Origin of the sequence: Microbacterium sp. CJ77, from assembly GCF_002911615.1 — a bacterium.
Lineage (GTDB): Bacteria > Actinomycetota > Actinomycetes > Actinomycetales > Microbacteriaceae > Microbacterium.
The window spans coordinates 353,502-376,871 of sequence record NZ_PQBR01000006.1; the positions used below are offsets into that span (position 1 = coordinate 353,502).

The window sequence follows — 23,370 nt, forward strand, 5'->3', positions numbered from 1 at the left end:
ACGGTCCTTTGAACATATCGGTCCGCATCGCGTACCCGCGTGTCGCCATGCCCAAGGGTCTGCGGTGGCTGAGCAACACGAATGCGGCTGTCGGGCTCGATACGGTGCATCAGTTTCGCGATCCCGAGTGCGCGGCGCTCAAGCTGCGGCTGCGCAACACGGCTGCGAGAAGGTGCTGGCAGCCGCTCGTGAGCTGGCGGAAGGCGGCTGTGTCGTTCGGGTTGATCATCACGATGCAGCCGTGAGCGGATGATCGACGCCTACTTCGAGTGGCACGCGCGTGGCAAGCGGGTGATGTTGGTTTCCGGGAGCAACACGGAGGCAGATGCCATCAACGGCGCGATCCAGCAGCGGCAAGTCGATCACGGCGAGATGGATCCGGCGCGGTCGTCATTGGGATGGGGGGCAACGCGTCCTCGTCGGTGACCCCGTCCTAACCGCCGTAGCGACCGGCTACGGGCGTCGACAATCGTGCGCAGTGGATCGTACGCGGCATCCGCGACGACTCCGTCGTCTTGCGTGTGCGTCGGCGACGGTGGCGAGTCGCGGCGAGTGTCGACCGAGTGTGCGCGGGAGCACCAGCAACGCGCCTACGCGTCGACGGTGCGTGGCGTGCAGGGCGCCACAGCCGATACCTCCGTGGTCGGGCCGGATATAGACGCGGCGGGCCTGTACGTCGGACTCACTCGCGGGCGGGTGCACAACGTCGCGATCGTGGTCGCGGGGACGGATGCCGCCGCCCGCGAGTGTCTCGCCGAGTCGATGCAGCGCGGCACGACGGAGCTGACTCGCCAGGATGCTGTTCGCGCAGCCCCGGCGGACGTGCGGCGCGGCCCTTGAAGAGACAGACATCCGCACGCCCGCGCCGGTGCGCGGCTCCGACGGCGAGCTCGTGCAGTCGTTCCCCGGCGCCGGCGACACTGTGTGGACGGCGGTCGCCTTCGAGTTCGTGCGCGGGCGCATCCTCGAGGACCAGGTCGACGCCTCCCATTTCGTCGAGATCGGACGGCTGACTGCCCTCCTGCACACCCACTCGCGCGCGTGGACCGCGCCGGCGGGCTTCCGCCGATTCGAGTGGGACCTGCGCGACATGGTCGGACCGGATGCGCGATGGGGAGACTGGCGGGGCGCCGACCTCACCCTCGACGAGAGCCGCACGCTGCGTCGCGCCGAGCAGACGGCACGCCAGGCGCTCGCCGGAATGCGCCGAGAGCCGGGCCAGTGGGGGCTCATCCACTCCGACCTGCGACCTTCGAACATCATGGTCGACGGCGGTGAGCTCACGGTCATCGATTTCGACGACTGCGGATACAGCTGGTTCCTCTACGACTTCGCATCGGCGTTGACCTTCTACGAGCACACGACCTATGCTCCCGAGATGGCCGGGAACTGGCTGGAGGGGTATCGCAGCGTCGCGCCGCTCACGCCTCAGGACCTGCAGCGCGCAGCCGCGCTCTCGGTGATGAGGAGGCTCACGATGCTCGGATGGGCGACGACCCACCGGGCGGACGCGCTTCCCGCAGACCTGTGGGCAGAGAACATCCCGGGCTCGGTCGCCGTGGCTGAGCGGTACCTCGCCGACCCGTCCTGGCTGGTGGGCGTCGGATGAGATCGCATTCGGGCGCGGAGTTCTGCATCGAAGTCGACGCGACCGGCATCGTGTCGGTCGAAGCCGGCGCGCTCGCCGACGTGCCCGCCGAGCTGATCGCGATCGCGCGGGGACTCCTGATCGATGGGATCGCGCACTGCGCGTTCATGTGGGCGCCTGGTGCTACGAGCTTCCATACGGGCTCACCATCCGTGAACTCGACGTGACGTTCCGCATGGTCCTCGATGTGGGGGAGTGGGACAACTCTCGCGCGGTCAACTCCCCGGGCCAGTCCGGCGGCCCGCGCTCGCCTCACTACGCGGACCTGTTCGACCCCTGGGTCGACGGTGAGAGCTTTCCGCTCGCCTACTCGCGCGACGCGGTGGAGGCGGGGGCCGAGACGCGGATCTGGTTGCGGGCTCGGCCGGACAATAGGTGATCGAACGCTGGTCGGTATACTTTGAGTATGACTACGACCATCAAAGTCAGCGACGAACTCCGGGACCGGCTCAAGGAGCAAGCCGTCCGTGACGGGCTCACGCTCGGGGCGCACCTCGCGCGTCTCGCAGATGCCGAGGACAGGCGATGGCGTCTCCACCTGCTGAAGTCCGCGATCGACGCGTCGACGAGAGACGATGCACGGTCGCACGCTGCGGAGACTGAAGACTGGGAGCGCACCGAACTGGCCGACGCTTCGTGACGACCGCCGACCTCGCTCCGGGTGTCGTAGCCTGGGCGGCCCTCGAGCCTGTCCGCGGCAGAGAGCAAGGTGGTCATCGCCCGGTTCTGATCGTTGCGTCCGCGGGTTACTTGGATGCCGTGACAACCCTCGCCATCGTGTTGCCGATCACGACCACCGACCGCGGATGGCCGAATCACGTTCGCGTGGAGGGGTCGAGCGGGCTGGACCGTCCATCGTGGGTCATGACCGAGCAGCCTCGCACGCTGTCGCGAGATCGCCTTACGGGGGTAGCCGGCGGAGTGTCGATCGACTGTCTGCGAGCAGTACGCACCTGGCTGGGCGACTTCCTCGATCTCTGACCAGCGTGTGGGCGGCGGACGCGCGGATCTGATCTCCTGGGAGACACAAACTCTGCCGGGTCTGTACGTAGTACCGGGAGGATGATGCCCAGTCCCGTGCCCGGGAGGGAGTTGCCTACGACCACGCGCTTGTGGCGGATGACCTCGCGTGCTCCCTTGAGGACTCCGCCCTTCATGGTGGACATGCCTTTCGCGACAGCCTCACCCCCTACGAGTAGGAAGAGGACCGAGGGGATGGCGAACAACCCGATCGCGAGAACGGCCAGATCGATGCCGTCGAACAGGTAGGCGTTGTCGCCCGTGAACCGGTAGTCGCCGGTCATATTGGCGCTCCCACTGGCGGGCGCGCCCGATCCGCTGCGCCAGATCTGCCTGGGTGAGCCCAAGGTCCGAGCGGCGATCGCGGACGATGTCGCCCAATCGCTTCGCGTTCAGATCGCGAGGCGGGTTGGACCTGCGACCCCGTCATCCCGCCTGAACGTTGCCGTCAAGCGGGGCATGATCGCGTGGACCCTGGCAGGCGAGCCGGGACTTCGTAGGCGACACTCGCGCCCTCACGCCGGGGCGACCGCCCGGATCCCGGCCGTCGCGGCGGCTCGGGCGAGTTCGTCATCGTAGGTGACGATCTCGTCGGCACCGATCCTCAATGCGGTCGCAAGGTGTATCGCCTCGTTCGAACGCAGCGGAGCATGAGTGCCGGCAGCGAGCAGATCCCCGCGTGTCACGTCGACCAGAGTCACCGCATCGAGCACTGCCGTGATCGCATCGATGGAGTTGATCGCCCGATGTCGACCCGCGGCACAATGCAACTCGGTGTGCAGAAGCCAGGACGCCGCCAGGCGTCGAGAGGAATCAGTGAGGGCGGCGACGAGCGCTTCAGACTCGGTCGCCTCGATCACCAGTTTCATCGCGGCCGAGGTGCCCAGGTAGGCCACCGTCACCAGCGGCCTCGACTGTCATCGAGCAGCTGCTGCGTACGCACTGGCGAAACCGCCCGCGTGATGTCTGCCAGCGCATCACTAACGGTGCGGGCTGGCCTTGCCTCGCCTCGCGCGATGAGTCCGTCAAGGGGATCGCCTCCCACGGGGACGATGCGGGCAGCCAGGCGGCCGTTATTGCTGGCCTCTGAATACGCGGGAAACGGCCCCTTTTTTGCCCGCGTTTTGCCCGCATCCCATTTGCCGCTAGCTGATTTCGGACGTTGATCGATGTCGTTCCAGTCGCCAGAACCCGTGTAATTCCGCGGAAGTTGTCGCTTGGCGTCGCAGAGCACAATGCTGAAAACGTGTTCGAGTCCCTCCAGGGGCGTCATAGACGGCTTAATCGAACGGGCGTGAGTCGGCCGCACACCGGACTGGCCAGTCCCGGCGGGCCATCTATCGGCCGCTGATTCCAAGAAGTCGCGCCCGGTAGCGTTGACGGGTGCCATGCGTCGATTCTGAACGCGCGGAGCATGAGCAAGCGGGGCTCGGGCGGGGAGCGCGAACTCTGCTTCGACCGGTCGATGATAAGGTGACTGACCACTTCGGCAAGGGAGTCCCGGGATGCTCCGCAGCGATGCCAAACAGAATCGCATGTTGTTGCTGGATGCCGCGTGCAATCTCATCGCGCAGGTCGGCACCGATGAAATCAGCGCGCGCGACATCGCCGATCGTGCGGGCGTTAGCTCCGCGACGCTTTACCGTCACTTCCCCAATAAGCAGGCGCTCGTCGACAGCATCTCCGTGGACCGGTGGGAGCGCATGAGCGAGTGGGCCCGTGGCTCGCGCAGCTCGCGCGCGGCGGTCTTCGACATCGCTTTCGTGCTCGACAGGTTCTCGCGACTCGTCAGCGACGACGCGCAGTTCATCCAGGCCGCGGGGTTGAAGGTAGGCGCGACCCCTGCAGCGATCGCGCCGATGCGCGAGGTCTTCGACGCGCGCTTCGACGAACTCTGGAACGCCGCTCGGGCGTCGGGGTCCGTCCGCCGATGGGCCGACCCCCGGGACGCGGTCGAGCTTGTCGGCTCCATCCGCAACAGAGAGCGTCGCACGCCCATGCTGGCCACGATCGTCGGAGGCTTCGTGGCGCCGCAGGTCGACGTCGAGCGACTGCTGCGCATCGTGCATCACCCGCGCTGATCCGCCCATCTGCGACAGATCCGCGGTAGTTCTCTCACTTCGAGCGCACGGATCGCCGTGCGCTCGCATGATCGATCGCGTGTCGAACAATGATGCTCATCCACTGGATTCAGGAATTCGCCGTCTGGCGGAACAGCTGCGCGACGGCAGCCTCAGCTCGCGCGACCTGACGGCGCTCGCCTTCGACAGGATCGACGCGCGAAACGGCGGAGAGCCCGACTTCGACGGAGCCCCGGGCGCTGTCAACGCGTGGGTGCGTCTCGACCGCGACGCCGCGCTGGCTACCGCGGATGCCGCGGATCGGCGCATTGCGCAGGGTGACCCCTCCCTCTTGGCGGGTATCCCCGTCGGGCTCAAGGATCTGTTCGCCGTCGCAGGCAAGCCGCTCACCGCTTCGAGCCGCCTCCGCGCGACGGAGATAGCGGGCGAGGACAGCGCCGCGTGGGCCGCCCTGTCCGACGCCGGTGCCGTCTACGTCGGGCACACCCACACGCACGAGTTCGCCGCCGGCGGCACCACTGACCAGGTCGGCAACCCCTGGAACCTCGCTCACAGCCCCGGGGGTTCCAGCGGAGGATCCGGCGCCGCCGTCGCCGCCGGCATGGTGCCCTTGGCACTCGGCACCGACACGGCGGGGTCCCTCCGCATCCCCGCGGCCCTCGTCGGAGTCTCCTCCTTCAAGGCGACGTTCGGTCGTGTGCCGACCGACGGTGTCATCCCACTGTCCACGACCCTCGACCACGCCGGCCCGATCGCCCGCACAATCGACGACTGCGCCGTCGCACTCGAGGTCGTCAGCGCGGCGCCGCGCTCCCGCGACCCGTTCGGTGTCGGCGCGCGTCCCGGCATCACGGCACCGCGGGCAGCCAACCTGCGCGGTGTCCGGGTGGCCGTGACGGATCGCCCCGATTCCGTCGACGTCGAACCGGATGTCCGCGAGGGGCTGGAGCGGGCCGTCGCGGCTCTGTGGGAACTCGGCGCGACCGTCGTCACCGTCCCGGCGCCGGCGGATCTGTCCAAGGCCGACTACGACACGATCTTCCTCGCCGAGGCTCGCGCTTATCACGCGCAGTACGCCGACCGCGCGAGTGAGTACCGGCCTAGCGTGCGCGAGTTTCTCGCCCACGACCTGCCGCCTATCACCGTCGACATCTACCTGGCCGCCCAGGAGCGCCGGGCAGGCGTCACCGCCGCGTGGCAGCGCTGGTTCGCCGAAAACAGCATCGCCGCACTCATCGAACCGACCGCGGCATCGACCGCGCCCCTGCGCGGGCACGGGTACGACGCCGGTCGTCCGATGGGCGGCACCGATCCGCTCACCGCCTTCACCGCGACCTGGAACGTCACCGGCTTCCCCGTCGCCGCGCTCCCCGCAGGAATAGGGAGTCGCACCGGTCTGCCCGTCGGCGTGTCGGTCATCGGACCCGGCGAAGCCGACGCCGAGACCCTTGCCATCGCCCTGGCCCTGCAGGAGCGCCTTCCCGTCCCCGTCCTCGCGTGGTGAGCTGATGGAGCCCTTCGTCCTCTTCGCGCTGTCGGTGTTCACCGCCTTCGGCTTCTACGCCCTGCTCGCGTGGGGCCTCGGGCTCATCTTCGGTCAGCTCAACGTGGTGAACGTCGCCCACGGCGACATGGCCATGGTCGGCGCCTACCTCATGGTCGTGCTGACCCCGGTCGCCTTCCCGCTGCGGCTGCTGCTCGCCGTCATCGGAGGTCTGGTCCTGGGCGCACTCATCGAGCGAGGACTGCTCAGCCGCCTGTACGAGCACGGCATGCTCGCCACCCTCCTGGCGATGTGGGGCACGGGCATCGTCCTGCGCCAGACCGCCGAGGCGATCTTCGGGCCCACACCGGCGTCCGTTCCCGCGCCCATCACCGGCACCGTGGAGGTCCTCGGGGTCGACTACCCGATCTTCCGCCTGGTCAGCGCGACCATCTCGCTCCTCATCCTCGCCGGCCTCGTGCTCGTGATGTACCGGACGAGCCTCGGACTGCGGCTGCGCGCATCGATCGACAACCGCGCGATGGCCGCCGGGTTCGGCATCCCGACCGGCGCCATGGTCACCGGCACCTTCGCCGTCGGCACCGCGCTTGCGGTGCTCGCCGGCGCTCTGCAGAGCCCGATGCTCGGCATCACCCCGCAGGTGGGCGTGTCGCTGCTGGCGCCCACGTTCTTCGCTGTGCTGCTGGGCCGTCCCGGCAGCATCGGCGGGCCGATCTTCGGCGCCTTCGTCGTCGCTGTTCTGGAGATCGGGCTGCGCACGGTCCTCCCCGAGTCGGTCGCCGGCGTCGTCTTCTTCATCGCTCTCATCGTCCTGATCGCCCTGCAGCCGCAAGGCCCCAACTGGAGGTTCACACCATGGAAACCGTTTCAACGGCGCGTCGCCTGACCAGGCGCCGCGCAACCGCCGGAATCGCGGCACTGGCCGTCGCCACACTGGCACTCACCGCGTGCGGCGGGGGATCCTTCGGCGGCTCAGACGAGGGCGCCGACGGTGCGGAGGACCGCGCGTTCCGCCTCGGCCTGGTCGCGCCCACAACCGGTGTCGCCTCGCTCGAGGGCAACTCTTTGGTCACCGGCGCCCAACTCGGCATCGAGGCCGTGAACGCCGGTGGCGGCGTGCTCGGACACCCGATCGAGCTCGTCGTCGTGGACGACAAGTCAGACGCCGCGACCTCGACGCAGGTGACACAGCAGCTCATTCGTCAGAACGACGTGGACTACGTGCTGGGCACGATCGCCGGAGACACTTCCGTCGCTGCAGGTTCGGTCGCGGCCGAGGCGGATGTTCCGTTCTCGACCGTCGTCAACGGCACGGTCGAGTTCTGCAGTCCGCATTTCTGGCCTTTCGGCGCGAGTGAGCGCATGATGGTCGAGGATTTGATTCCGCGCATGATCGAGCAATACGGTCCGCGCGTTGGGCTGGTCGGAAATGACTACATCTTCCCGCGCACCTACCACGCGGTGGCCAGCGAGATCATCGCCGAGAGCGGCGGTGAGATCGTCGCAGAAGAGTACAGCCCGCTGGGAACGGCCGACTGGCAGCCGGTGATCGGCAAGCTCGAGAAGGCCGACCCCGACTGGATCCTGACAGCCGTCGTTGGCGGCGACGCCGTGTCGTTCATGAACCAGGCTGATCAGTTCGGGCTGCTCACCGACCGTGGAGTCACCGGCACCACGTCGCAGCAGGAGTTCTACGGTGCTCTCGGCCCGATCCTGGAGGGACGGATGACGGCGCTGCAGTACTCCGACCAGACGCCGGGCGCAGAGAATGAGGCATTCGTCGCGGCATACCGCGAGGAGCACGGCGACAACGGCTCGATCTCCGCGATCGCCGCGACTGCGTACGAAGCCGTGCGGTTCATTGCTGCTGCAGTGAACGCGGCCGGCGGCTACGACGCCGACGCGATCAGCGAGCAGATGTCGACCATCCGTCTGGACGGACTCCTGGGCAACCTGGGCTTCCGTGAGGACAACCACTACGTCAGCAGCGACATGGTTCTCGTGCAGATCGATGAGGGCGGTGTCTATTCGACCGTCGAGGTGCTCGACCCGATCGACGACACGACGGCTCGCCCCTGCTCGTGATGCACCCCGTCGAACCGCGCCTGCGGCTGCGGCGAGCCCTCGGGTTCGCAGCAGCCGCAGGACTGCTCGGGCTCGCCCCGTTCGTCCTGCCGCCGTACCCGCTTGCCTTGCTGACGCTCGCGCTGGTCTACGGCCTGTTCGCCTTCGGACTGGACATCGCCTGGGGGCGAACAGGGATCGTAAGCATCGGCCACGCCGCGTTCTTCGGACTCGGTGCTTACGGCTGGGCCATTGCTGAACGCGAGAACCTGCCCGGTGTCGTCGGCGCAGCGGGCGGCATACTCGTCGCCGCTGGCGTCGCGGTCGTCATCGGACTCGCGGGTCTCGGGCGCCGAGCACTGCCCTCCACGATGGCGATCCTCACCCTCGCGCTCACGCTGCTGTTCGAGCAGGTCGCGCGCACCTGGTCGGATGTGACCAACGGCAGCAATGGCATCGTTGTGCGCTCCCGCGGGCTCATCCCTGACTACTACACCACGGCCGCTCTGGTGCTGCTGATCGTCGCCGTGGTCTGGCTCTTCGTGCTCCGCGGGCGCCTCGGCCGCCGAGCCCTCGCAGTTAGCCTGAATCCAGACCGGGCCGCCCATCTGGGCATCGACGTCCGCGGTACGCGGCTGTTGGCGCTGGTCGTCAGCGCTGCCGTGGCCGCCGCGGCCGGCGCGATCGCGGCCCCTGTCATGGGGCTCGTCTCGCCATCGGCCGGCGGCATCATGCTCTCCACGCAGGTGCTTGTGTGGCTCGCCGTCGGTGGCCGTGGCACGCTCATCGGCGCCTTTGCCGGAGCCGTGATCGTCACGATGGGTCAGCAGTATCTCGGGGAGGCGATCGGCTCGTGGTACCTGCTCGCGCTCGGCGTGATATTCCTCATCGTCGTGCGCTTCGCGCCGGGGGGCCTCGTCGGTCTCATTCGTCGTGTCTTCCGCGTCCCGGCCTATCGTGCCGCGAGGCAGGACGCGCGGCTGTCCGGCGCGATAATCGGGCGGGCGCTGCATGCGAAGGTGGAATATGCCGTGCAGGCCCGCGACATCAGCAAATCCTTCGGCGCGACGAAGGTGCTGTTGGGCATTGATCTCATGGTTCCGGCGGGGGAGGTTCTCTGCCTCATCGGGCCAAACGGAGCGGGCAAGACGACGCTGCTGAACATCGTCGCGGGAGATGTCGCCCCTACCAGCGGCACCGTGGCGATCTTCGATGCCGATGCGACGCACTGGCGCATCCACCGTCGCGCACTGGCGGGCATGGGCAAGGTCTTCCAGATTCCGAGCGTCTTCACAGAGCTCTCCCCGGCCGACAATCTGCGCCTGGCACGCAGCGAAGCTGTCCAGCCGCGCGAGGTTCCCGAAGCGCTTGCGCGGTTCGAACGCGACGACGCCCGATCAGCCGCGGAGCTGCCGCTCGCGGATCGTCGGTCGCTTGAACTCGCGATGGTGCTCGTGTGGGGGCCGGAGGTCGTCATCCTGGACGAACCCGCCGCTGGTCTGTCGCACGAGGAGTCCGTCGCCTTGGCGCGGCTCCTGCGCAGCGTCGCGACGCAGACGGGGGCGACGTTGGTGATCATCGAGCATGACATGGACATCGTCCGTGAGCTTGCGGACCGCGTCGTGGTGCTCGCGAACGGTCGCTTCCTCGCGGAGGGGACGATGGAGGAGATCGCCGCGCGAGACGATGTCAAGGATGCCTACTTGGGAGCTGTGACGTGATCGAGGTCAAGACGCTTGCCGCCGGCTACGACGGCGTCCCCGTCGTTCCGCGCCTGGAGATGGCCGTCGCCGCCGGGGAAGTGGTCGCGTTCCTGGGCCGCAACGGCATGGGCAAGACCACGGTGATGCGCACTCTAGCCGGCCACCTGCCGTCGATCGATGGCGAAGTAGTGTTGAACGGCCTGCCGCTTCGCTCGGGCCGCGCCGATCTGGCGGCGCGCGCCGGGCTGTCGTTCCTACCCGACGATCGGGGTGTCTTCCCTCGCTTGACGGTCGCGGAGAACCTCGCCCTGGCGCGCCGCCGCGGCTATGAACCACCGGTGGATGTCACTGCTCTGTTTCCGGTGATCCGGGAGCGAATGAATGTCAACGCAGGCGACCTCTCGGGTGGGCAGAAGCAGCAGGTCGGACTCGCGCGCGCGATCCTGGCAGGTGAGAAGGCGATCTTCGTTGACGAGTTCTCGCAAGGTCTGCAGCCATCGCTCGTGCGCGACGTGCTCGCGGCGTTCCGTGAGATCGCCGGCGCAGGAGTCGTCATCGTCCTGGTGGACCAATCGCCGCAGCCGCTCGTGGAATTCGCTACACGCGTGATGGCAATGGAGAAGGGCGCGATCGTTCTCGATTCACCGGCCGCCGTCGTTCGCGACGAGCCCCAGCGGCTGCTCGACTTCCTCGTCGTCTGACGCCGGGATGCTGGCTGCCAGCGCGGACTCTTGACACGGCTTATCGATGTGCTCGTCGTTGGCGGGAATGCCGTTGTGCAAGTACGCCCGACGACGCCGGATGTCTGTCGCGAGGTTAAGCGACCAAGGAAGAGTCGGGTGAGGGACTGCTTGTGGGTGGTGTCACGCTGCCCCTGGCGCGCGCCGATCTGGGCGTGATCGATGAGTACGTCTTCGTGGTGCAGCCGGTCCTTGCCGGACGCGCGCCGACCTCGCTGGCAGGCTTGCGCGAGCGGATGCGACTCGAGGTCCTGGATCGCCATGAATCCCGGTCGGGCGCTATTGCGATGCGCTACCGGCCCGCGCCGACGACGCCCTGAGACGCGCCCGGCGCGAATCGCCGTCTCATCTCTCATCGTCTTGTCAGCGTCGTCGGTCCGTGGTTGGGTGACGAGATGGAGACAACGACATCCGCGGACGGGACGGAGATCGCTTTCGAACGGGTCGGCGATGGCCCGCCCGTCGTCATCGTCGGGGGCGCTTTCTCGACCGCGGCCGACGGTGCCGCGCTCGCGGCAGCGCTCGCCGATCAGGGGTTCCGGGCAGTCACGATGGACCGCCGGGCGCGTGGGTCGAGTGGTGACAAGACGGGATCGACCCCCGACGACGAGGCGGACGACCTTGCCGCCGTCATCCGGGCAGCGGGCGGCGACGCGATCGTCGTCGGCCACTCGTCCGGAGCCGTCCTGGCGCTCTACGCGGCCTCGCGTGGCGTGCGGGTTCGTGCGCTGTTCCTCTCCGAGCCGCCGTTCCGATTCGGTGATGACGAGCCCGGCCCGGCGCTCGCCGACCGCCTTCAGCAACTCGTCGACGCCGGACGAAGCGAGGATGCGGTCGTCACGTTCCAGCTCGAGGGCGTGGTGCTGCCGCGGGACATGGTGGAGTCGATCAGGCAGAGCGACATGTTCCCCGGGCTCGTGCGGCTCGCGCAGTCGACCGTCTACGACGCGCGGCTGACCGCACTGGTCTCGACACCGTCACCCGAGATGCTGTCGGTGTCGCAGCCGGTCACGATCCTGCGCGGGGAGCAGACGTTCCCGATGCTCGTGGCGGCCGCCGATCGACTGGCCGAGCGGATGGTTGCGGCCGAACTCGTGATCGTGCCCGAGTCCGTCATGCACAGGGTCGATCCCGTCGCAACGGCCCGGATCGTGAGGGAGAGGGTGGTTCGGGGTTGAGCACACCCCGAGACTTCTCCGGATTCGGCCACCGAGCCGGGGTGCGCGTCGGCGTCATGCTCGCGATCTTCGTCGTCGTCACCGTCATCACGGGGGTCGCGGGCGCGTGGGTGTTCGCGCCGGCGGTGGGATGGATCGTGGCTGCCGGCTCACTCGTCGTGTGGGTGTGGGTGGCCATCATCCGTCTCGGCCCGGAAGAGACATCCCGTCACGCCACCCGAGAGGATCCCACCCAGGCCGTGGCGCAGACGCTCCTGATCGCGTCCAGCCTGGCGAGCGTCGGCGCGATCGTCCTGCTGCTCGTCGAGTCTCAGAGCCTGCAGGGCGGCGCGCGTTTCGCACTCGCCGGTGCCGCGCTCGCGACCGTCGCGGCGTCCTGGTTCGTCGTCCACGTGTTGTTCACCCTGCGCTACGCCGGAATCTACTACCGGTCCGGCGGAACGGGCATCGACTTCAATCAGGCCGAGCCGCCGGAATACCGTGACTTCGCGTATCTCGCCTTCACCCTGGGCATGACGTACCAGGTCTCGGACACGAACATCACGAGCTCGCTCATCCGTCGAGAGGTCTTGCGGCACGCCCTGCTGTCGTTCCTCTTGGGCGTGATCGTGCTCGCCGCGGCCATCAACCTGATCGCCGCCCTCGCACGATAGTCGCACCGATCAGCCGACGCGGCGGTAACGGATGTGCGTCGCCAGAGGCGAATGCAGCACCTCGACCGGCTCGAACCCGAAGGAGTCGATCCCGGAGAAGATGCTCTCGCCCGAGCCGAGCAGCACGGGTGCGAGGTCGAGCGTCAGCTCGTCGACGACCCCCGCCGCGAGTGCCTGGCGGATGGTCGACGCGCCGCCCGCGATATCGATCCCCGCGTCGCCGGCGACCTCGAGAGCCCGGGCGTACGCGACGTCGAACCCTTCGGTGACGAAGGAGAAGGTCGTGCCGCCCTTCATCTCGATCGGATCGTGGGCGTGATGCGTGAGAACGAAGACGGGTGCGTGATACGGGGGCTCGTCGCCCCACCATCCGCGCCAGTCCTCGTCCCACTCGCCGCGGATCGGTCCGAACATGTTACGGCCCATGATGTAGGCGCCACGCGGACGCCCGAGCCACTCGCTCGCCGTCGCGTCGGCGTCGGTGGCGCGCTCATCACCCAGGTGCCAGCGGTGGAGTGCGAGTCCGCCGACCCCGAGCGGGTTTTCGCGACTCTGGTCGGGGCCGGCGATGAACCCGTCGAGCGAAATGGAGACGTGGCAGGTGGTGTCAGGCATTGCCCGCCGCCTTGCGGATGTGCTCGGTGACCGTCCGCTCCGTCTCGGGCGTCAACGCGATGAGCGCGAAGGACGTGACCCACAGGTCGCCGTCGTCGAGCTGCGCCGCTTCCTCGAAGCCCAGCGTGGCGTAGCGCGTGGTGAACTTCGAGGCGGCCTTGAAGAAGACGACGACCTTTCCGTCGGCGTCGGTGTAGGCGGGGAAGCCGTACCAGGTCTTCGGCATGAGATGCGGAGCGACCTCGGAAACGATGCGATCGACGCCCTCGGCGAGAACGCGGTCATCGTCGGTCATCGCCGCGATCGCCTCGCGGACGGCCTTCTCACCGGCAGCGCGCGATTTGCCGGCCTTCTCTTCGGCACGCAGCTCGGCGGCGCGCTGCTTGACGGCTTCGCGCTCCTCCGGGGACAGCCCGGCGGTCTTCTCTGCCATGTTCGCTCCTCATCGGTTGCTTGCGGGCGCCTCTGCCCATCAACACGCTACGACGTTCGCTCCGCCCGCACTTCTCGAATCCTGATCGATTGCCCGGTGATCAAGGCCTTCGGCATATACACGGCCCGGGACCCGTCATGGTCGTCCCGAGAGCGGGTTCACTGGGAGCATGAGCGCGCCTGCGTTCCTCGACCCGATCGCGACGTCCCCCCGCCGCGGGGGCGTCGTCGTCTTCCTCGCCGTCGCATTCGCGGTGACGTGGGCGATCTGGCTGCCGATCCTCGTCCAGGCCCGAACGGCCGGACTCGACGGCATGCCGTGGACCTTCTTCCTCGCCTCGATCGGCCCCGCGTGCGGCGCCGTCGCCGCGGCACTGTGGGAGGGCGGCCCGCGTAACCTGGCCGCGTGGGCACGGCGCGCCTTCTCTCTCCGGTTTCCGCGGGTGTGGTGGCTCGCGGGAATCGGAATGCCCGTCGCGTACTACCTGATCGGGTTCGGCACGGCCGCGGTCGTGGCGGGTGGATGGCCCGACCCGGCGCTCTTCGGAACGACCGCGAAGCTCCCTGGGCTGGGGTGGCCCGTCGTGACGCTCGTCTGGGTGCTCACGTTTGGGCTGGGGGAGGAGGCGGGGTGGCGCGGGTGGCTTCTGCCCGCGCTATCCCGCCGCTTGTCGGTGTTCTGGGCGGCGCTCGTGGTCGCCGGGATCTGGATCGCGTGGCACGCGCCCGCGTTCTTCTTCAACCCCACGTACACACAGATGGGCGTCGGCATCTTGGGATGGATGCTCGCCCTCGTGTGCGGCTCGTACCTGCTCGCGTGGATGACGCTCGGCGCCCGGTGGAGCATCGTCCCGGTCCTGCTCTGGCACGCCGGCTTCGACCTGCTGACCGCGGCCGATCAGTCGGCCGGCGTCATCGCCGCGACGATCAGCGCGATCGTCATGGTGCAGGGCGTCGTCTGCGCGGGACTGCTCTGGCGACGACGCGGCGGCGCTCACGCCACGACGGTCGGTGTGCGACCGCTTCGCGGATCCTGATCGACGGTGCCGAGTCCGGATGCCGCCGCGCGACCGGCCTCGATCAACCAGCGCCGGGGATCCGCGATCGCCGCCTGCGCCGATCCGGCGAGGTCCGCGAGAGCGACATGCCAGCAGGGCGGTGGCTCGGCGGCCGCGCCGACGATCGCGCCGGCGGTGATCGAGCGCTCGCGCGCGGCGGACAGGATGCTGCCCACGACCTTGCCCGTGAGCGACTGGTGATCGAACCGACCCTCACCGGTGAGCAGGACGTCGCATCCGTCCATCAGCGTGGAGAGGTGCGTTGCCTCGGCGATGAAAGCGGCCCCGCTCGTGAGCGTCGCGCCCCACGTGCTGAGGGCGAACCCCACGCCACCCGCCGCACCCGCGCCCGGTTCGTCCGGGTCGCCTCCGAGCCGTACAGCGGCCCGACGCAGCCGCTCCTCGAGCGCGGCGACGTCTCGCGCGGAAGCGCCCTTCTGCGGACCGAACACGGCGGCCGCGCCGCGCGGCCCGAGCAGGGGAGCGGTCACGTCGGTCAGGACGAGCGCTCCGTCGGGCGGGGGTATCCGGTCACCGATCGCGTCGAGCATGGGCAGCCCGGCGTCGGTGGACGCCGAACCGCCGATGCCGATCAGCAGGCGCCGGGCGCCGCTGTCGATCGCCGCGCGAATCACCTCGCCGAGTCCGCGCGCCGTCGCGCCGAGAGCATCGAGCGTCTGCATCAGCGGAAGACCAGCCATCTGCGCCATCTCGACGACCGCCGTGCCGTCCGCGAGCTCGAGCCATTCGCCCGGTACGGCCCGCCCGTCCGGGCCGGTCACCGGTCCCGCGCTACGCCGGAAGCTGCCCGGGTTCGACGCCTCCAACGCGTCGAGCGTGCCCTCGCCGCCGTCCGCCTGCGGCGCCAGGACGAGGTCGTCGTCGGCCCGAACCGAGCGCCATCCGTCCGCGATCGCGCTCGCCGCTTCCTGCGCCGTCGCCGATCCCTTGAACGAATCGGGAGCGATGACGACGCGCCGTGTCCGGGACGGGGTCATCGACCCGACCGGCGCAGTGCGGTGCGCAGGCTGCGCAGGAGCAGCAGCAGGCCCCCGAGAGCCACGATGCTGCCCAGGAATCCGAACGTGGGGACATCCCCGGTCAGCATCGGGCCGCCGTCGTCGACGCTGAGGCTGATGCCCGCGACCACCAGCGCGATGCCGATCGCCGTCATGGTGATGCGCCCGAGCAGGCCGTCGATCCACGAGCGTTCGTCGGTGCTCTCGAAGGTCCGCAGACGAACCGACAGGGTGCCCTCGTCGAGCGACTGCGTCAGGTTCTCGAGTCGCCGCGGCAGCCTGCGCGACTGCTCGTTGAGCAGCGCCGACCACGTCTGGGCGCTGAGCAGCGCCTTCGTCGGCGAGAGCAGCGACCGCGCCAGGCGCGGCGCGATGTGCAGGGCGCGTCCCACCATGTCGTAGTCCGGCACGAGTTTGCGCAGCGTGCCCTCCAGCGAGGCGAGCGTGCGGAACACGAGAAGGAGCGACGGTGGCAGAGCCATCCGGTTTCGGCGCAGCACGTCGAGCAAGAGTCGGAACACGTTCTCGTCGGCGCGCGCGCTGTGCAGCCGGGTCAGGATGACCCCGATGTCGCGCTGCAGCGCCACCGCGTCGAAGTCCCCGGAGGGTCGTCCGCACATCAAGAGGGCGATGTCGGTCACCGCGACGTCGTCCTCGTTGGCCATGCCGACCAGCATCGGCACGAGCAGCCGACGCATGCTGCTCTCGACGATTCCGACCGACCCGAAGTCGATCAGGGTGATCGTGGCCGCACCGTATGCGTCCGGCTCGTCATCGAGGATGAGGTTGCCGGGGTGGAGGTCGGCGTGGAAGATCCCGCGTACCGCGATCTGGTCGACGACGGCATCCACCAGGTCATCGGCGATCCCGACGGCGAGGTGGTGGGGGAGTGCGCCGGGATGGAGGCGGCTGAACGGGGTGCCGCCCACGAACTCCTGCACGATCATGCGATCCGTGCAGTACTCGCTGAAGACCTGCGGGATGCGCAGGGGCGAATCATGGGCCCCGGCGATCGCCGCCCGCAGCATCTCGCCGTTCGCAACCTCGGTGCGATAGTCGAGTTCTTCGCGCAGCCCGCGCGCGAACTCGGTGACGAGCGCGTGCAGGCCGTAGTCCTTCGCCCAGTCCGTACGGGCCTCGGCGTCCGCCGCGAGCCGATCCAGGATGTCGAGATCTGTCGTCACCTGCGCGCGCGCCCGCGGGCGCTGGATCTTGACGATGACGTGTTCGCCGCTGACCAGCCGCGCGGCGTGGACCTGGGCGACGGATGCTGCGGCGAGAGGTTCTGGGTCGATCTCGGCGAACACCTGATCGAGCGGCACGCCGAGCTGGTCGATGATCGCCGCCCGGGCCTCGGCCCACGGGATCGGCGACGAGTCCATCTGCAGCGTCGAGAGCGCGTCGATGAGTGCGGGGGGAAGCACGTCCTCCCGGGACGACAGCACCTGACCGAGTTTGACGAATGTGACCCCCGCCTCGTTCATCGCCGAAACGAGCGCCGTGGGGAGTTCGCCGTCCGCGTCGCCGCGCCGTCTGCTCTCGTAGAACGTCAGCCCGTGTCGGGACCCGATAGCCACGATCTGGGCGTAGCGCCGCGCTCGGTCGCGTCGACGGATCGCATCGCGCACCACACTGATCGGGTTGCGCATGCGGTGCGAGGGCCACAGGAATTCGAGTGTCAGCACCGCGATCACGACGACCGCGAACATCCACCCGACCGTCACAGCGATGAAGCCGACGGCGACCGCCCCCGGCGCGACGAACGTTCCGTCGGCGTAGACCTCCGCCTCGCTCAGTGTCCAGATGGCGATCGGAGAGGCGAGCAAGAAGACGACGAGCGCCGTCAGGAATGCTCGCAGCCACCCGACCTCCACGTCGAGTAAGCGGCGGACGATCCACGCCGCGACGAACGAGAAGAGGACGATGACGATAACGAAGATGAGCCAGCTCGGCATGAGCCGATTCTGTCAGCCGATGCGGCCGCGCGGGAGCTTCTGGGCCGACGGCGCGTGCGTCCTCCACAGGCACCGGACGCGAGTCCCCCGGAGCCCTATCATCGGTACGGGTCGTCAGGGCGACGGTCGAGAACGGCAGGCGCGGCATGACGGGACTCCGAGGCGAGCAACGACGATCGACGAATCGTTCCCGGAAACGCCGTCGTGTTACCGCGATCGTCGTGTCGGCGACGATCGTCGCGCTGATCGCGGCCGGTGCGATCATCTGGTTCCCGTGGCGGTCCTCCCAGGCGACCTCACCGACGGCCGCGCACCCCACACCCACGCCGACGCGACGCACCCCCACACCTACGCCGACACCCCTCACCCCGGCCGAAGCACTCCTTGCCGACACCGACGATCCGAACGCGTGCGCCGTGACGTTCGTGGGTGAGGGCATCGTCGATGCGCCGATCCTCGAGACCGTGGACACCCTGTACACGGGACTGCCGGTGCCCCCCGCGACGGCGCGGTGTTCGCCGGCTGGTACGCGAGCGACGCGGATGCGGCAGCCCTGACGACGGCACAACGGGTCAATGGTTCGAAGCTGGTGGCGTGCACCGATCAGCAGACGACCCTGCACGCCGGGTGGACGACGCCCGAGGCGAACGCCGCCGAAGACGCGCACATCCCGATCCTGATGTACCACCAGTTCACGACGAACCCGAACGGCGAGAGCGGCTGGCTGCGCGGCAACTACGCGTACATCGGGGACTTCGACGCGCAGATGAGCTACATCGCCAGCGGCGGCTTCTACGAGCCCGACCTGGGACGAGCTGAGCGCGTTCATCGAGGGCAAGCTCTTCCTGCCCGGCCACTCCGTCATCCTCACCGACGACGACGCGGATCAGACCTGGTTCGACCTCGCCGCCCCCGTCGTCGACAAATACCACGTGCTGGCAACGTCGTTCATGATCACGGCGTACCGCCAGGATCCGCCTCCGAACCGATACGTTCTGCAGAGATCTCACACGCACGACATGCACAAGGCCGGGGCGAACGGGAAGGGCGAGATGGTCAACCTGTCGGCCGACCAGATCGCCGCCGACCTCGAGACGTCCGCCGGCATTCTGGGAGCGAAAGAAGTCATCGCCTACCCCTACGGGCACTACGACGACACCGCCAAGCGGGGCGTGGCGCAGGCGGGTTTCGAGATGGCGCGCACCATCGAACCCGGCTACGTCACGATCGGCACCGACAAGCTCGCCCTTCCCGTGCAGCGCATCAACTACGGCATGGGCGCCAACGCGCTGAAGAGCATGATCGGATAGATCGTGACGAGCCGGGAGTATCAGGCCTCGACGTCGCTCCGCCAGGCGCCGGTCTCGGCGCCCCGCGACTCGATAAACTCCTTGAAGTTCTCGAGATCCTTCTTGACGGCGTGCTTGCCGACACCGAGCGCCGCACCGGCCATCTCGACGAACCCCTCGGGCTCCCAGTCGATCTGAACGGTCACGCGCGTCTCGTCGTCGCTGAGCTTGTGGAAGGTCACGACACCGCCGTGATGCGTGTCGCCCCCGATGCTGTGCCATGCGACGCGCTCGTCGGGGTGCTGCTCGGTGATCTCGGCGTCGAACTCACGCTCGAACCCTCCGACCTTCACCTTCCAATGCGTGTGCGTGTCATCGATCTGCGTAATCGACTCCACCTCGCTCAAGAACTTCGGAAAGCTCTCGAACTGGGTCCACTGGTTGTATGCGGTGCCGACGGGAACCTTGACGTCGGTGGTTTCGATGATCTGTACCACGCGTATTACTCCTTGCCTTCGTTTCCGGATTCCTGTCCCGACATGTGTCCGGGCAGGTTGAGGTCTTCGGGATCGACGTCGATATCGCCGACATCGTCGGGTCCGCCCGTCCCGGGCACGACGCGCACGTCATCGGGGTCGATGTCGTCGTCGATCGTGTCGGGCAGCGGATCCTGTTGCTTGCTTTCGGTTTCGCTCTCGCTGGCGGGGCTGTACGAGCGGTCCTTGCGGACGGCGTCGGCCTCGGACAATCCGCCGACAGTGGGCGCCGGGGCCAGGTTCTCCGTCTCGCCCGCGGCGAAGCGAGCCGTGTCTTCGGGGTTCATCGAGAGTCAGCCTCCGGAAGGGTTGTCGACGGGCATCCCGTGGGAATCGGTCGTTTCGGGCTGGTCGGCCGAGACATCCGATGCGGAGTCCGATTCGACGTCGGATTCGGATGCAGAGTCCGGCGCGCCGGGGCTGCTCTGGTCGTTCGCGCTGTCGCTCATGTCGTTCCTCTCTGCTCGAGGACACCGTCCGTACGAACGATGCTGCGCAACCGTAACCCCGCGGGCCGCGATCTCTGCGGGGGTTGACAGTGCCCTCATTCACCGCGACAGATGACGGGCGCGCGGGCGTCGGGATGTCCGCTTCGCACATCATGAGCTCCGCTACCTGTCAAGCCCCTGCGGTCGCGCGCGGCCGGGGTGCACGCTGAGTAGACGCACCCAAGGAGTGTCATGAAGACCACGATCACGACGGATGTCACGATGCATCCGTTCTCGTTCGCCCCGCGCGGGCCGCTGAGCGCTCACCTGATGGCGATCCTCATCCAGGAATCCGGATCGACCGAGGCAGGCGACGTCGTCGGATGCGCGGAGCGTGCGCTGGCCGAGGCCTCCGATGTCATCCGTGACGACGACGTGCAACTCGCCCTGTTCTTGCTCTACGCGAGCCACTACGGGTCGCTCGACGTCATCGATGCCGGATGGGAGTGGCATCCGATGCTCATCGCGACCCGGGGTGTGCTCGAGCGCACCTTCGAGGCGGCGCTGCGCGAGCGGGTTCCGGTGCCCGCCGCACCCCTGCCGACACGGGACGAGGTGGCGCGTGCCCTGTTCGCCCTGACGGCGCCGACTCCGGGACCGAGCGTCGCGCGGTTCATCGCCAAGAAAGCGACCGTCGAGCAGGCCCGCGAGTTGCTGATGCACCGCAGCGTGTACACCCTGCGCGAGGCCGATCCGCATTCGTGGGCGATCCCGCGTCTGACGGGGCTTGCCAAGGCGGCACTCGTCGAGATCCAGTCCGATGAGTACGGCGCGGGGGATGTCTCGCGCATGCACTCGCGGATCTTCGCCCAGACCGTGCGCGGGCTCGGACTCGATGACGCTTACGGCGCCTACGTCGACGTGGTGCCCGCGGTCACGCTCGCATCGCTCAACATGATGTCGCTGTTCGGCCTCAATCGGCGTCTGCGCGGCGCTATCGTCGGGCACCTTGCCGCGTTCGAGATGACGTCATCGCTGCCCAGTCGCATGTACGCCGACGGTTTCCGGCGCCTGGGCTACGGGCCCGACGTCACCTGGTACTTCGACGAGCACGTCGAAGCCGATGCGGTGCACGAGCAGATCGCCGGCCGGGACCTGGCCGGCGGACTGGCCGTCGACAGCCCCGATCTGCTGCCCGACATCATGTTCGGCGCCGCCGCTTGTCTTGCCGTGGACGACTGGGTGGGCGACGAGATGCTGAGCGCCTGGGAGGCGGGGCACAGCTCGTTGCGCGACGCAGAGACAGCGACCCGATGACGGTCGCCGACAACCCCCGGCGGGCGTCGATCGAGTCCTATCCCGACGGTCCGCTCATCGTCCGCGGTGATGTCGAGGTGCTGGACGAGCGGGGCGACCCCATCGAGTCGCCGCGCCGCACACTCGCGCTCTGCCGGTGCGGGGCATCCCTCATCAAGCCGTTGTGCGACGGCACGCACAAGATGACGGGCTTTCGCACCGATCCGGCCGCCGCGGGCTGATCCCCCGCTGGTACCTACGAGGCCCCCGTCTCCTGCGCGGAGAGCGGGGGCCTCGTACGTACGCGTGCGTCAGCCCTGGACGGCGAGGGCGAAGCGGACGGAGCCGTCCTGCTCCATCTGCGCGTCGAGGATCTTGTCGTCGAGCGCCAGTGCGGCTCCCGCGTCGAGAAAGACACGTGCGCCCTCGACCTCGACAACGGCGTCCGTCGTCTCGGGCTGCGGCGATACGCCGAGCTCGAATCCTGTCTCGGCCGATCCCGTGTCGCGGATGCGCAGTCCCCCGGCGGGGGCGTCGGGCACCTGCTCCACGATGGACTTGACCGCCATGGTCGCGTTCTCGGTGAGTGTCAGCATGCTGCTCTCCTTCCGTTCGTCGAGGTGGCCACGATTCCGAGAATCGGGGCGGCATGCAACCTCACACGCGCACGTGGAGGAGATTCCCAAGGTTCGCGCGATACGGGGTCGGCGAACGGGAATCCGCGTGCGCGGTGCGGGCTCAGGACCTCTGCGCGGCCTCGAACGCCTCGATGACGCTCGCCGGAACTCGACCGCGATCGGACACCTGGTGGCCGTTGTCGCGGGCCCACTGGCGCACGACACCCAGGTCCTGCTGGCCGGGGCGCCGACGGGCCGGCGCGCCCGCGGACTGCGAACCCGAGGCCCTCGACGAGATGGAGCGGCCCGCCGCCACGTACGGCTGCAGCGCATCACGCAGCGCCGCGGCGTTCGCCTCGGTCAGGTCGATCTCATACGCGATGCCGTCGAGCGAGAACAGGACGGTCTCGCCCTCTCCGGTGTCGAGGACGGTGCCATCGAGATCGTCGACGAGCTGATGTACGATTCGGCGGGCCATCAGGCCACTTTAGCGGGTGCGCCTCCGCGATCGCGGGGTTCGCGGGGTTCCATCCGGGGCATCGCGTGGATGGCGACGGATGCCCGGGGTCAGGGCAGCAGCCCGCTCCGGCGGGCCTTGGTCACGGCGGCGTGCCGGGTCGAGGCATCCAGCTTCGCCATCGCGCTCGACAGGTACGCCTTCACCGTCCCCTCGCGCAGCGAGAGCTGAGCGGCGATCTGAGCGTTCGTCGCGCCGATCGCGGCGCACGCCAGCACATCCGTCTCGCGCGGCGACAGCGACACGGACGACGTCAGCTGCGCCGTGTCGTCGTCACCCGAGAGCGCCGTCAGGCGCTGCTCGACATGCGCGAGCCGCGCGCGCACGGCGGGGTCGGTGATGGCCGCTGCGATCGTGCGCAGCTCGGCGTAGCTCTCGCGCAACTCCTCGCGGTGAGCCGCGGGCAGTGGGGGATGCGGCGCGGTGGGTGTCGTCGCGCTGCCCGGTGTATGGGGTGAGAGGGTCCCGATGGCGCCGCTCGTCGGCGCCGTCGCGCCATCGAAGGTCGCGAGGCGGCGCTCGACCTCGTCGCGCACGCGCAGTTCGGTGGCCAGGGCATCCGCCACCTGGAATGCGGGTTTCATCACCACGTCGCCGACGTTCGCGGACGCCCACGCGCCCCCGTAGAGCAACCCGCGCACCCGCCCGCTGACGATCACCGGGACCGCGAGAAGCGTCGAGATACCCTCGCCCAGGATGTGCCGGTCGTAATCATGCGTGATGTGCCGTGCCGCGCCGTAGTCGGGGGTCGCCCGGGGCCGCACCTCTGCCATCACTCGGCCGCCGAGCCCGCGCATCACGCGCACGTTGAGTCCATCGAGGCTGCGCGTGCGGCTGCCGTGGACGGCGCTGATCTGCGCGTTGCCGCCGTCCACGAGTCCACCGAAAGACACGGGAAAGTGAGTCCGTCGCGCCAGTTCGCGCACGGCACTGGTCAGCACCGCAGAGTCTGAGTCGGTCCGATCCTGGGTAAGCATCACTACCTACTTTCGGGGGTGACGGCATCGTCGCCGGCTT

Annotated in this window: 34 protein-coding genes and 1 pseudogene; 22 read left to right on the forward strand and 13 right to left on the reverse strand. The window is 68.5% G+C overall.

The window, feature by feature from the left end:
- The first annotated feature begins 8 nt into the window (after nt 1-8).
- The 8 genes from C2868_RS02440 to C2868_RS02470 all read left to right on the forward strand — a co-directional run bounded on the left by C2868_RS02440 (nt 9) and on the right by C2868_RS02470 (nt 2,629).
- Nucleotides 9-245, forward strand: coding sequence for a hypothetical protein (locus C2868_RS02440; protein ID WP_103662879.1), 237 nt, complete (start codon nt 9-11; stop codon nt 243-245).
- A 4-nt stretch (nt 246-249) separates the two neighbouring features.
- Entirely contained in the window at nt 250-426 is a 177-nt protein-coding gene (locus C2868_RS17345) for a hypothetical protein (RefSeq protein WP_181003321.1), read from the forward strand.
- 126 nt (nt 427-552) lie between these two features.
- On the forward strand, nt 553-840 hold the full coding sequence (locus C2868_RS02445; protein WP_146047989.1) for a hypothetical protein: 288 nt from the start codon (nt 553-555) through the stop codon (nt 838-840).
- Nucleotides 797-1,609 (forward strand): phosphotransferase enzyme family protein, encoded by an 813-nt coding sequence (locus C2868_RS02450; protein ID WP_103662881.1) that lies wholly within the window; start codon nt 797-799, stop codon nt 1,607-1,609. Before C2868_RS02445 ends, C2868_RS02450 begins: the two co-directional genes overlap by 44 nt.
- Entirely contained in the window at nt 1,606-1,815 is a 210-nt protein-coding gene (locus C2868_RS02455) for a hypothetical protein (RefSeq protein WP_103662882.1), read from the forward strand. Before C2868_RS02450 ends, C2868_RS02455 begins: the two co-directional genes overlap by 4 nt.
- Nucleotides 1,812-2,027 (forward strand): penicillin acylase family protein, encoded by a 216-nt coding sequence (locus tag C2868_RS02460; RefSeq protein ID WP_219811449.1) that lies wholly within the window; start codon nt 1,812-1,814, stop codon nt 2,025-2,027. The genes C2868_RS02455 and C2868_RS02460 overlap by 4 nt, the downstream gene beginning before the upstream one ends.
- A 27-nt stretch (nt 2,028-2,054) precedes the next feature.
- Nucleotides 2,055-2,288 carry a toxin-antitoxin system protein gene (locus C2868_RS02465; RefSeq protein ID WP_103662883.1) on the forward strand — a complete coding sequence of 78 codons (234 nt, stop codon included), beginning with the start codon at nt 2,055-2,057 and terminating at the stop codon, nt 2,286-2,288.
- A complete protein-coding gene (locus C2868_RS02470; protein WP_103662884.1) occupies nt 2,285-2,629 on the forward strand; it encodes a type II toxin-antitoxin system PemK/MazF family toxin in 345 nt (114 codons plus the stop codon). Before C2868_RS02465 ends, C2868_RS02470 begins: the two co-directional genes overlap by 4 nt.
- A gap of 50 nt (nt 2,630-2,679) precedes the next feature.
- Here C2868_RS02470 and C2868_RS17810 read toward each other — a convergent pair.
- The 3 genes and pseudogenes from C2868_RS17810 to C2868_RS17195 all read right to left on the reverse strand — a co-directional run.
- Nucleotides 2,680-2,952 (reverse strand): annotated as a pseudogene (locus tag C2868_RS17810) (tripartite tricarboxylate transporter permease); the annotation flags it as partial.
- 231 nt (nt 2,953-3,183) lie between these two features.
- On the reverse strand, nt 3,184-3,570 hold the full coding sequence (locus tag C2868_RS02475) for a type II toxin-antitoxin system VapC family toxin (RefSeq protein WP_103662885.1): 387 nt from the start codon (nt 3,568-3,570) through the stop codon (nt 3,184-3,186).
- Nucleotides 3,567-4,058 (reverse strand): hypothetical protein, encoded by a 492-nt coding sequence (locus tag C2868_RS17195; RefSeq protein ID WP_146047991.1) that lies wholly within the window; start codon nt 4,056-4,058, stop codon nt 3,567-3,569. The genes C2868_RS02475 and C2868_RS17195 overlap by 4 nt, the downstream gene beginning before the upstream one ends.
- 115 nt (nt 4,059-4,173) lie before the next feature.
- Between C2868_RS17195 and C2868_RS02480 the strand changes: the two genes are divergently transcribed.
- The 9 genes from C2868_RS02480 (at nt 4,174) to C2868_RS02520 (ending at nt 12,591) form a co-directional block, all read left to right on the forward strand.
- Nucleotides 4,174-4,749 (forward strand): TetR/AcrR family transcriptional regulator, encoded by a 576-nt coding sequence (locus C2868_RS02480; protein ID WP_103662886.1) that lies wholly within the window; start codon nt 4,174-4,176, stop codon nt 4,747-4,749.
- Nucleotides 4,750-4,828: 79 nt separating this feature from the next.
- Nucleotides 4,829-6,253, forward strand: coding sequence for an amidase (locus C2868_RS02485; protein ID WP_181003322.1), 1,425 nt, complete (start codon nt 4,829-4,831; stop codon nt 6,251-6,253).
- Between the two features lie 4 nt (nt 6,254-6,257).
- On the forward strand, nt 6,258-7,139 hold the full coding sequence (locus C2868_RS02490; protein WP_103662888.1) for a branched-chain amino acid ABC transporter permease: 882 nt from the start codon (nt 6,258-6,260) through the stop codon (nt 7,137-7,139).
- Entirely contained in the window at nt 7,109-8,338 is a 1,230-nt protein-coding gene (locus C2868_RS02495; protein ID WP_103662889.1) for an ABC transporter substrate-binding protein, read from the forward strand. The genes C2868_RS02490 and C2868_RS02495 overlap by 31 nt, the downstream gene beginning before the upstream one ends.
- Nucleotides 8,338-10,038 (forward strand): ATP-binding cassette domain-containing protein, encoded by a 1,701-nt coding sequence (locus tag C2868_RS02500; protein WP_103662890.1) that lies wholly within the window; start codon nt 8,338-8,340, stop codon nt 10,036-10,038. The genes C2868_RS02495 and C2868_RS02500 overlap by 1 nt, the downstream gene beginning before the upstream one ends.
- The gene (locus tag C2868_RS02505; RefSeq protein WP_103662891.1) at nt 10,035-10,721 is read left to right on the forward strand and encodes an ABC transporter ATP-binding protein; all 687 of its coding nucleotides are present in this window, start codon (nt 10,035-10,037) and stop codon (nt 10,719-10,721) included. Before C2868_RS02500 ends, C2868_RS02505 begins: the two co-directional genes overlap by 4 nt.
- Nucleotides 10,722-10,873: 152 nt before the next feature.
- On the forward strand, nt 10,874-11,080 hold the full coding sequence (locus tag C2868_RS02510) for a hypothetical protein (RefSeq protein WP_374935751.1): 207 nt from the start codon (nt 10,874-10,876) through the stop codon (nt 11,078-11,080).
- Nucleotides 11,081-11,155: 75 nt separating this feature from the next.
- The gene (locus C2868_RS02515; RefSeq protein WP_103662892.1) at nt 11,156-11,938 is read left to right on the forward strand and encodes an alpha/beta fold hydrolase; all 783 of its coding nucleotides are present in this window, start codon (nt 11,156-11,158) and stop codon (nt 11,936-11,938) included.
- Nucleotides 11,935-12,591 carry a DUF1345 domain-containing protein gene (locus tag C2868_RS02520; RefSeq protein ID WP_258034382.1) on the forward strand — a complete coding sequence of 219 codons (657 nt, stop codon included), beginning with the start codon at nt 11,935-11,937 and terminating at the stop codon, nt 12,589-12,591. Before C2868_RS02515 ends, C2868_RS02520 begins: the two co-directional genes overlap by 4 nt.
- Before the next feature lie 9 nt (nt 12,592-12,600).
- Here the strand turns inward: C2868_RS02520 and C2868_RS02525 are convergent, their stop codons facing one another.
- A complete protein-coding gene (locus tag C2868_RS02525) occupies nt 12,601-13,206 on the reverse strand; it encodes a dihydrofolate reductase family protein (RefSeq protein ID WP_103662893.1) in 606 nt (201 codons plus the stop codon).
- Nucleotides 13,199-13,639, reverse strand: a complete 441-nt coding sequence (locus C2868_RS02530; RefSeq protein ID WP_103662894.1) for a hypothetical protein — start codon at nt 13,637-13,639, stop codon at nt 13,199-13,201. The genes C2868_RS02525 and C2868_RS02530 overlap by 8 nt, the downstream gene beginning before the upstream one ends.
- 169 nt (nt 13,640-13,808) lie before the next feature.
- Here C2868_RS02530 and C2868_RS02535 point away from each other — a divergent pair, with 169 nt between their 5' ends.
- Nucleotides 13,809-14,675 (forward strand): CPBP family intramembrane glutamic endopeptidase, encoded by an 867-nt coding sequence (locus C2868_RS02535; protein WP_103662895.1) that lies wholly within the window; start codon nt 13,809-13,811, stop codon nt 14,673-14,675.
- Here C2868_RS02535 and C2868_RS02540 read toward each other — a convergent pair.
- Nucleotides 14,633-15,694: a glycerate kinase gene (locus tag C2868_RS02540; protein ID WP_103662896.1), complete on the reverse strand. Its 1,062-nt coding sequence runs from the start codon at nt 15,692-15,694 to the stop codon at nt 14,633-14,635. The two genes, C2868_RS02535 and C2868_RS02540, sit on opposite strands and share 43 nt — an antisense overlap.
- Nucleotides 15,691-17,670: an AarF/ABC1/UbiB kinase family protein gene (locus C2868_RS02545; RefSeq protein ID WP_103662897.1), complete on the reverse strand. Its 1,980-nt coding sequence runs from the start codon at nt 17,668-17,670 to the stop codon at nt 15,691-15,693. Before C2868_RS02545 ends, C2868_RS02540 begins: the two co-directional genes overlap by 4 nt.
- 146 nt (nt 17,671-17,816) lie before the next feature.
- Between C2868_RS02545 and C2868_RS17620 the strand changes: the two genes are divergently transcribed.
- Both C2868_RS17620 and C2868_RS17625 read left to right on the forward strand, forming a co-directional pair.
- A complete protein-coding gene (locus C2868_RS17620; protein ID WP_258034383.1) occupies nt 17,817-18,227 on the forward strand; it encodes a hypothetical protein in 411 nt (136 codons plus the stop codon).
- Between the two features lie 306 nt (nt 18,228-18,533).
- Complete coding sequence (locus tag C2868_RS17625; protein ID WP_374935757.1) at nt 18,534-18,980, forward strand: polysaccharide deacetylase family protein; 447 nt, start codon at nt 18,534-18,536, stop codon at nt 18,978-18,980.
- A 20-nt stretch (nt 18,981-19,000) separates the two neighbouring features.
- Here the strand turns inward: C2868_RS17625 and C2868_RS02555 are convergent, their stop codons facing one another.
- The 3 genes from C2868_RS02555 to C2868_RS17350 are packed head-to-tail and all read right to left on the reverse strand — an operon-like array spanning nt 19,001 to nt 19,944.
- Nucleotides 19,001-19,456, reverse strand: a complete 456-nt coding sequence (locus C2868_RS02555; protein WP_103662898.1) for an SRPBCC family protein — start codon at nt 19,454-19,456, stop codon at nt 19,001-19,003.
- 5 nt (nt 19,457-19,461) lie between these two features.
- Nucleotides 19,462-19,782, reverse strand: coding sequence for a hypothetical protein (locus C2868_RS02560; RefSeq protein WP_258034384.1), 321 nt, complete (start codon nt 19,780-19,782; stop codon nt 19,462-19,464).
- Nucleotides 19,783-19,788: 6 nt separating this feature from the next.
- Nucleotides 19,789-19,944 (reverse strand): hypothetical protein, encoded by a 156-nt coding sequence (locus C2868_RS17350; RefSeq protein ID WP_181003323.1) that lies wholly within the window; start codon nt 19,942-19,944, stop codon nt 19,789-19,791.
- Nucleotides 19,945-20,175: 231 nt separating this feature from the next.
- Between C2868_RS17350 and C2868_RS02565 the strand changes: the two genes are divergently transcribed.
- Together C2868_RS02565 and C2868_RS02570 are read left to right on the forward strand one after the other, a co-directional pair.
- The gene (locus C2868_RS02565) at nt 20,176-21,240 is read left to right on the forward strand and encodes an iron-containing redox enzyme family protein (RefSeq protein ID WP_258034385.1); all 1,065 of its coding nucleotides are present in this window, start codon (nt 20,176-20,178) and stop codon (nt 21,238-21,240) included.
- The gene (locus tag C2868_RS02570; protein WP_103662899.1) at nt 21,237-21,461 is read left to right on the forward strand and encodes a CDGSH iron-sulfur domain-containing protein; all 225 of its coding nucleotides are present in this window, start codon (nt 21,237-21,239) and stop codon (nt 21,459-21,461) included. Before C2868_RS02565 ends, C2868_RS02570 begins: the two co-directional genes overlap by 4 nt.
- A gap of 69 nt (nt 21,462-21,530) precedes the next feature.
- On the opposite strand, the gene C2868_RS02575 is transcribed toward C2868_RS02570, so the two are convergent.
- The 3 genes from C2868_RS02575 to C2868_RS02585 form a co-directional block, all read right to left on the reverse strand.
- On the reverse strand, nt 21,531-21,815 hold the full coding sequence (locus C2868_RS02575; RefSeq protein ID WP_103662900.1) for a Fe-S cluster assembly protein HesB: 285 nt from the start codon (nt 21,813-21,815) through the stop codon (nt 21,531-21,533).
- Nucleotides 21,816-21,957: 142 nt separating this feature from the next.
- A complete protein-coding gene (locus C2868_RS02580) occupies nt 21,958-22,314 on the reverse strand; it encodes an Lsr2 family protein (RefSeq protein WP_103662901.1) in 357 nt (118 codons plus the stop codon).
- A gap of 89 nt (nt 22,315-22,403) precedes the next feature.
- Complete coding sequence (locus C2868_RS02585; RefSeq protein ID WP_308455389.1) at nt 22,404-23,294, reverse strand: LuxR C-terminal-related transcriptional regulator; 891 nt, start codon at nt 23,292-23,294, stop codon at nt 22,404-22,406.
- Nucleotides 23,295-23,370: the final 76 nt, after the last annotated feature.

Bases quoted from the DNA above. Each gene is read 5' to 3' on its own strand.
- C2868_RS17345 (WP_181003321.1), top strand. From the start codon at position 250: ATGATCGACGCCTACTTCGAGTGGCACGCGCGTGGCAAGCGGGTGATG.
- C2868_RS02450 (WP_103662881.1), top strand. From the start codon at position 797: ATGCTGTTCGCGCAGCCCCGGCGGACGTGCGGCGCGGCCCTTGAAGAG.
- C2868_RS02455 (WP_103662882.1), top strand. From the start codon at position 1,606: ATGAGATCGCATTCGGGCGCGGAGTTCTGCATCGAAGTCGACGCGACC.
- C2868_RS02465 (WP_103662883.1), top strand. From the start codon at position 2,055: ATGACTACGACCATCAAAGTCAGCGACGAACTCCGGGACCGGCTCAAG.
- C2868_RS17195 (WP_146047991.1), bottom strand. From the start codon at position 4,058: ATGGCACCCGTCAACGCTACCGGGCGCGACTTCTTGGAATCAGCGGCC.
- C2868_RS02480 (WP_103662886.1), top strand. From the start codon at position 4,174: ATGCTCCGCAGCGATGCCAAACAGAATCGCATGTTGTTGCTGGATGCC.
- C2868_RS02490 (WP_103662888.1), top strand. From the start codon at position 6,258: ATGGAGCCCTTCGTCCTCTTCGCGCTGTCGGTGTTCACCGCCTTCGGC.
- C2868_RS02495 (WP_103662889.1), top strand. From the start codon at position 7,109: ATGGAAACCGTTTCAACGGCGCGTCGCCTGACCAGGCGCCGCGCAACC.
- C2868_RS02500 (WP_103662890.1), top strand. From the start codon at position 8,338: ATGCACCCCGTCGAACCGCGCCTGCGGCTGCGGCGAGCCCTCGGGTTC.
- C2868_RS02515 (WP_103662892.1), top strand. From the start codon at position 11,156: ATGGAGACAACGACATCCGCGGACGGGACGGAGATCGCTTTCGAACGG.
- C2868_RS02525 (WP_103662893.1), bottom strand. From the start codon at position 13,206: ATGCCTGACACCACCTGCCACGTCTCCATTTCGCTCGACGGGTTCATC.
- C2868_RS02530 (WP_103662894.1), bottom strand. From the start codon at position 13,639: ATGGCAGAGAAGACCGCCGGGCTGTCCCCGGAGGAGCGCGAAGCCGTC.
- C2868_RS02535 (WP_103662895.1), top strand. From the start codon at position 13,809: ATGAGCGCGCCTGCGTTCCTCGACCCGATCGCGACGTCCCCCCGCCGC.
- C2868_RS02540 (WP_103662896.1), bottom strand. From the start codon at position 15,694: ATGACCCCGTCCCGGACACGGCGCGTCGTCATCGCTCCCGATTCGTTC.
- C2868_RS02545 (WP_103662897.1), bottom strand. From the start codon at position 17,670: ATGCCGAGCTGGCTCATCTTCGTTATCGTCATCGTCCTCTTCTCGTTC.
- C2868_RS17620 (WP_258034383.1), top strand. From the start codon at position 17,817: ATGACGGGACTCCGAGGCGAGCAACGACGATCGACGAATCGTTCCCGG.
- C2868_RS02560 (WP_258034384.1), bottom strand. From the start codon at position 19,782: ATGAACCCCGAAGACACGGCTCGCTTCGCCGCGGGCGAGACGGAGAAC.
- C2868_RS17350 (WP_181003323.1), bottom strand. From the start codon at position 19,944: ATGAGCGACAGCGCGAACGACCAGAGCAGCCCCGGCGCGCCGGACTCT.
- C2868_RS02565 (WP_258034385.1), top strand. From the start codon at position 20,176: ATGAAGACCACGATCACGACGGATGTCACGATGCATCCGTTCTCGTTC.
- C2868_RS02570 (WP_103662899.1), top strand. From the start codon at position 21,237: ATGACGGTCGCCGACAACCCCCGGCGGGCGTCGATCGAGTCCTATCCC.
- C2868_RS02575 (WP_103662900.1), bottom strand. From the start codon at position 21,815: ATGCTGACACTCACCGAGAACGCGACCATGGCGGTCAAGTCCATCGTG.
- C2868_RS02580 (WP_103662901.1), bottom strand. From the start codon at position 22,314: ATGGCCCGCCGAATCGTACATCAGCTCGTCGACGATCTCGATGGCACC.